At 49.9% G+C, this 5,861-nt stretch carries 4 protein-coding genes; 1 reads left to right on the forward strand and 3 read right to left on the reverse strand.

Features of this window, described 5'->3' with window-relative positions; all coding sequences use genetic code 11:
- Nucleotides 1-86: 86 nt before the first annotated feature.
- Nucleotides 87-1,832 carry a C4-dicarboxylic acid transporter DauA gene (gene dauA / locus VIN66_RS03915; protein ID WP_331922774.1) on the reverse strand — a complete coding sequence of 582 codons (1,746 nt, stop codon included), beginning with the start codon at nucleotides 1,830-1,832 and terminating at the stop codon, nucleotides 87-89.
- A 156-nt stretch (nucleotides 1,833-1,988) separates the two neighbouring features.
- On the opposite strand from dauA, the gene VIN66_RS03920 reads away from it, so the two are divergent.
- Entirely contained in the window at nucleotides 1,989-2,831 is an 843-nt protein-coding gene (locus VIN66_RS03920) for an endonuclease/exonuclease/phosphatase family protein (protein WP_331922775.1), read from the forward strand.
- A gap of 87 nt (nucleotides 2,832-2,918) precedes the next feature.
- Here VIN66_RS03920 and VIN66_RS03925 read toward each other — a convergent pair whose 3' ends face one another.
- Both VIN66_RS03925 and VIN66_RS03930 read right to left on the reverse strand, forming a co-directional pair.
- A complete protein-coding gene (locus tag VIN66_RS03925; RefSeq protein WP_331922776.1) occupies nucleotides 2,919-3,959 on the reverse strand; it encodes an alpha/beta hydrolase family protein in 1,041 nt (346 codons plus the stop codon).
- Between the two features lie 132 nt (nucleotides 3,960-4,091).
- Nucleotides 4,092-5,810, reverse strand: coding sequence for an alpha-amylase family glycosyl hydrolase (locus VIN66_RS03930; protein ID WP_331922777.1), 1,719 nt, complete (start codon nucleotides 5,808-5,810; stop codon nucleotides 4,092-4,094).
- Nucleotides 5,811-5,861: the final 51 nt, after the last annotated feature.

Below are 5,861 nucleotides of genomic sequence, written 5' to 3' on the forward strand. Positions count from 1 at the left end.
CAGGGTAGTTATATCAGCAACCGCCCGTCAGGCGACTGGCAGTACTTTGATCAACACGGCAAGTTAATTAAAACCGAGCATAAAGGCTAACTGTCCGTCGTAGTATCCTGCTCACGCAGGTACAGTTTGTCCAGCGCTTCACGTAATGTCGGGTAAAACGTCAATCTGCCGGGGATCGGTTGAACTCCGGCTTTGGCCAGTGTTTTCAGTGGCTGGAACTGTAAGTCGGCAATCACCAGCTCAGTGTTGTTATGCTGGCATTTGCTGATAAGTTTATTCAGCGCGGCCAGACCACCAGCGTCGAGCAGTGGCACACCATCCATATACAATACCAAACCACGGCTTTGCTCGCTCAGGCGGGCAATATCAGCAAAAATCCTGTCGGCGGCGGCAAAAAACAGCGGCCCACTGATCTTCAGTACCTGCCAGCCATCCGGCAGCGCTTGTTCCACCTGTTTACGCTGGTTGCTGATGTCGGTCACCTTGCTCATTTGGGCAATTTCTTTCACAAACAACACGGTCGCCAGCAAAATACCGGTGGTTATCGCAATCACCATATCAAACAGCACGGTCAGGCTAAAACAGGTAATAAACACCCAGATGTCGCTGCGCGGCGCAGTTCTCAGCAAATGCACTGCCTTGGGTGCTTCGCTCATATTCCAGGCGACCATCATCAGCAAAGCGGCCAGGGCAGCCATTGGCAAATAAGACAACACTGGTGCCAGTAACACTAAAGCCAGCAGCACCACCAGGGCGTGCACCATTGCTGAGAGCGGCGACTGGGCGCCGGCTTTATAGTTTGCTGCCGAGCGGGCCAGTGCGGCAGTGGCGGTAATGCCACCAAAAAAGGGGGTAATAATATTGCCGATGCCCTGGCCCAGCAGTTCGCTGTTGGCACTGTGACGCCGGCCTGACATAACGTCGAGTACCACAGCACACAATAGCGATTCAATAGCGCCCAGCATCGCCATGGCAAAAGCGGCTGAGAGTAAATCTTTTATCAGCTGCCAGCTAAAGCCCAGTAATTCACCGTCAGGCCCGGGCCGCAACCAGGGCCAGTCAAAATGCGGCAGATACGGCGGAATGCCGCTGCCAGGGGTGCCATCAGCGGCACTATAGCTAAAACGTGAGCCTATGGTGTCGAGCTCAAAGCCAAACTGCAGTAACAGTAATGCCAGTAAGGTGCCGATAAACAAGGCGGGTAAGTGGGCTGGCAACGGTATTTTCAGCTTGGGCCAGAGCAGCATCACGCTAAGTGTTACCAACGCTACTGCCAGACTGGCAATTGATAACTGCGGTAAATGCTGTGCCAATGCGGCGACTTTCTCTGCGTAGTGCTCTGGCAGGCTGGTAAGCTTTAAACCAAAAAAATCGTTGATTTGTAAGGTGGCAATCACCACCGCTATGCCAGCGGTGAAACCCAGCGTCACCGGCTCAGGAATATACTCTATCAGGCGACCAAGCCTGAATGCCGCCATCAGCAACAGCAACACACCCGATAATACCGTGGCCAGTAATAAGCCGCTTAAGCCATATTTCATCGCCACCGGGTACAAAATAACCACAAAGGCTGCAGTCGGGCCGCTTATGCTGTAACGGGAGCCGCCGGTCAGCGCAATAATAAAACCGGCGATAATGGCGGTGTACAAACCGTACTGTGGCGCCACACCTGAAGCAATCGCCAGCGCCATTGCCAACGGAATGGCAATAATGCCAACCGTCAGACCTGCCAGCAGATCTTTCGTGAGTTTATTGGCGTTATAGCCTTCAGCCAGTACTTCACGCAGCGCGTGGCACAGGCGCAGTGAAAACAAATGGGAACGGTCAGACATAACAGCATTCACTTGTAAAGCCGCTAAGGAATAAACGTAGTGTAACGCCGACAAAGGCTTTCGCCTATGCGCTTTTAGTATGGTTGTGTTGCTTTAACAATGGCGCAATACTGCTTAGCTACAATAACTGCTCAGGTTAAGCCAAAAGGAATCGTTGTGACAAAAGCCGTTAATTATGTTTTGCTGTTTACGCTGTGTAGCCTGATGTTCAAAGTACATGCCACCAACCTGGTTGTTGAAAGCTTTAATATCCGGTACGACAACCCTGCAGATGCAACAAATGCCTGGCCCAACAGACAACAACTGATTTATGCTCACTTAAACACTCTACGGCCTGATGTACTGGGTTTACAGGAAGTGTTGCACCACCAACTTAACTGGTTAAGTGAGCAACTGCCTGATTATGACTACATTGGTGTAGGCAGAGATGACGGCGTGAATGCCGGTGAGTTTGTGCCATTGTTTTACAATAAAAATACCCTGACAAAACTGGATGGCGGCAACTTTTGGTTGTCTGAAACGCCGCAGATAGCGGGTTCAATAGGTTGGCAAGCCCATCTTCCCCGCGTGGCCAGTTGGGGGCATTTTGAGAAAAACGGCAGTGATTTCTTTGTCTTTAACGTGCATTTTAGCCATGTAAGTGATGTAGCACGGCAAAAAAGCGCAGAGTTCCTGTTAACACATATTCCAGCCATTGCAGGCAGCAAACCGGTTATTTTACTGGGTGATTTTAATATGCTGCACAATAGCGCAGCTTATAAAACACTTACCACAGGCCCTTTGCTGCCATTAACCGACACAGCAATACTGGCAAACGCAGAGGGCGTAGGTACTTACAATGGTTTCGCTGCCGGCGAACGGGAGCGTATCGACTATATTTTTATCAGCAAGGGTTTAAGAAGTTCCAGCTACCGCACTTATCAACTGAACGTGGCCGGTGTGTATATTTCTGATCACTTTCCTATTTCGACAGTCATTAGCTTACCGTCAAAGTCTTAAAAAAGGGTACTGCACTGAGGTTTTCCCCGGTGCAGTTTTCCATTGTTGTTATCGATTTGATAAACAGGCAGCAGCCGTGATTACGGCTTAAAGATATTGCTTAAGCCAGGCAGCGGTTTCCGCATCGGCTTCGGCGCGGTTGGGTATCAGATAATGATCGGCACCTGTATATTCAATATATTTATGCGGTTGCTTTTTCTGCTTAAGTGCTGCGGCCATAGTTCTGGCCTGGGACACATCAATTCGGTCATCCTTCTCGCCATGCAACAGTAAGATGGGCAACTGTTGCGGCAGTTTATCCAGCCAGCGTAAAACCGAGCGCTTGGCTAATTCGGCACTTTTATTGTTGGCATAGTCAGGAATAAATTTTTCGTACACGTTGTTCATTGAAGGTCTGGTTTGCAAAGCAATTTCAAGATCTGAACCGCCGGATTTAATCACCAGAGCTTTTAACTGCGGCATTCGGATTGCAGCGAGATAACTCATAATGCTACCGCGACTTACACCAATCATTGCTACACGTTGGCTGTCTGCTGTTGGCATGCCTTCAATAAGTGGGAAAAGGTTGACGACGTCATTAACATCTGTACCACCAAACTGGTCAAGCATGATGTCGCGGGATGCCGATGCTGCCCAGCCCGCGGCCCCACGGTATTGACTGGCGATGACAATGTAGCCTTGCTCGGCAAAGCGCATTAGGTTTTGCTGAATAGCCCCATAATGAATTTTACTCAGTGTCGCGTTCCCGCCGCGGTTATAAATGATAACAGGTAGTTTCTGATTATTTTGTGCGGCGGCTTTCGGTTGCAGCATAACGCCTTCAACCAGAATGCCGTCCGACTCATAAACAAAGATCCGGCAATCGATATTTTGCTGGCGCGTTTCAACAACTGCTCTGGGAAATTGCTCTTCAAACGCAGCGGAATTAAATTTGGGCTTGTTACTCAACATAGCTGCCCAGCTGTCGTAGCTGGCAAAGGGGCCGATATAACAGCTGAAATTTTCTTTTAGTGAGCTTGCGCTGGAAAACGCCGGTAATAACTCCGGCCCTTGTTTCGTTTTGGCCGGTTCTGCTTGCAGCACAGGGCTTAGTAGCATAGCGCTGAGTAAAATCAGTATAGGTTTCATTAACTTTCCTTGTTGCATTTGGTTGTTAAATATCAAGGTACAATAAATTAACAAGGTGAGACTGACAAGCAAAAAGAAAACCGCCGCTAATAACAAGCCGGCGGTTTTAGGGAGAACACTGCAGTGAAAAGCTTAAGGTGTGCTTTGTAAAATCAGTACGCCATTGGCGGCGAGCTGCTGGTTTTTAAGATCAAAGCCCCAGCTGGCGCTCAGGCCATCACGCGCTATATCGCTGATATCCTGCGCGCTGTCACTCAGGTTCAGCAGAAACAGGCTCTTACTGCCATTTAGTTCACGGCTTATTTGCACTACACCGTTGTCGTACTGGGTGACCTGATAGCTGCCCTGGGTACCCAGCTCTGGCCGCTGCTTCTTCAGAGCAATCAGCAGTTTATACAGCTGCCATATCGAATCAGGTTGTGCTTGCTGAGCTGCTACGCTGCGATCCTGTGCATTAAGCTGACTTGCCAGAAAATCCGGGTACCAGTTGCTGAAGTTAGTACCAAACAGCTCTTGCTGCTCTACCCAGCTGGTGTCACTTTGCGTAAAACCCGCCTGTTTGCTGTTATCCCACAGCATAGGCGCGCGTTTATACACATCGTGGCCGGTGCCGCCCTGGGTTAAACCAATTTCTTCACCGTAGTAAATGTAGGGCGTGCCGGGTGAGCTAAACAGCATAGCGGCGGCCAGTTTGGCTTTGGCGTCATGCTCTGCCAGTTGGTAGGCAATCCGCTCCTGATCGTGGTTGGTTAAAAACGGTGCAAAAAAGCTAAGCGGGGCCACCGATTGCACACGTTGTTGCACGTTGTCCCACAATACCTTGGCATCCAGCGCTTTTTGTGCATTAGTCCGCATGGTACCAAACTGCGCTTCACCGCTGGCATCAGGCTTTAGCAAGCCCAGTATTTTATAACCCACTTCAAAATCAAAGCCCTGGTCCAGCCCTTTTCCGCCGCCATAGTAGCGTGCCGCTACCGGAATATCGGTCCAGGCTTCACCGACCAGATACGCTTGTGGGTTTACGCTTTTGACATACTGATTAAAGTCTTGCCAATAGGCGATAGTTTCGACTGTATCAGCCTGTGCATCCGGGCCGCCTTCCATTGCAAAGCGCACCGCATCAAGGCGGAAGCCTGCAACGCCTTTATCCAACCAGAATTTCGCCATCTTTTTCATTTCTGCAATGACATCAGGGTGGCGCAGATATAAATCTGGCTGGCTGGCGCCAAAAGCAGCGTAGTAATAGGCTTTACGGGTGTCGTTGTAATGCCATACTGCGTCAGGTTTGTCGTTATTGCTCCAGGCATGGCCCCAACCGCTGCCAGCGGCAGGCATATCATCACGCCAGACAAAATAATCTTTGTACGGCGCTTCTCCGGCAGCAGAGCGCTTAAACCAGTCGTGCTCACTGGAAATATGGTTAATCACCAGGTCGAGTATTACCTTCATGCCATGTTTGTCGGCCTGCTGAATAAAGTGCTCAAATTCGGCCATGCTGCCGTAATCACTTTCAACCTGATAAAACTCGGTAAAGTCGTAGCCATGGTAAGACGGCGCTGCAAACATCGGCGTTAACCACAGTGCTGTTACACCTAAATCCTGCAGGTAAGGCAGTTTAGCCGTCATACCATTAAAATCGCCATGGCCATCCGCGTTGGTGTCGTAAAAGCTGCGCGGCCAAATCTGATAGAACACAGCTTCCTGCCACCAGTTATTCTGTTCGGCTTCGGCTATTGCTGCTGATTGTGTATTTTCTGCAGTGGCGGTACTGGCTGTTGTGGTATCGGTTTGCGGCTGACAGCCGACAAGTACTAATGACAGCGCCAGAGCGCTTAGCTTAAAGCTTTTCATATTTTCCCCGTGCGTTTTTTCTGGTGCACCATCTTAAAGCGCGGATGCACT

It is taken from the genome of Rheinheimera sp., from assembly GCF_036568245.1.
Lineage (GTDB): Bacteria > Pseudomonadota > Gammaproteobacteria > Enterobacterales > Alteromonadaceae > Alishewanella.

Excerpts from the sequence above, each read along its gene's own strand:
- dauA (WP_331922774.1), bottom strand. The coding sequence starts at position 1,832 with ATGTCTGACCGTTCCCATTTGTTTTCACTGCGCCTGTGCCACGCGCTG.
- VIN66_RS03925 (WP_331922776.1), bottom strand. The coding sequence starts at position 3,959 with ATGAAACCTATACTGATTTTACTCAGCGCTATGCTACTAAGCCCTGTG.
- VIN66_RS03930 (WP_331922777.1), bottom strand. The coding sequence starts at position 5,810 with ATGAAAAGCTTTAAGCTAAGCGCTCTGGCGCTGTCATTAGTACTTGTC.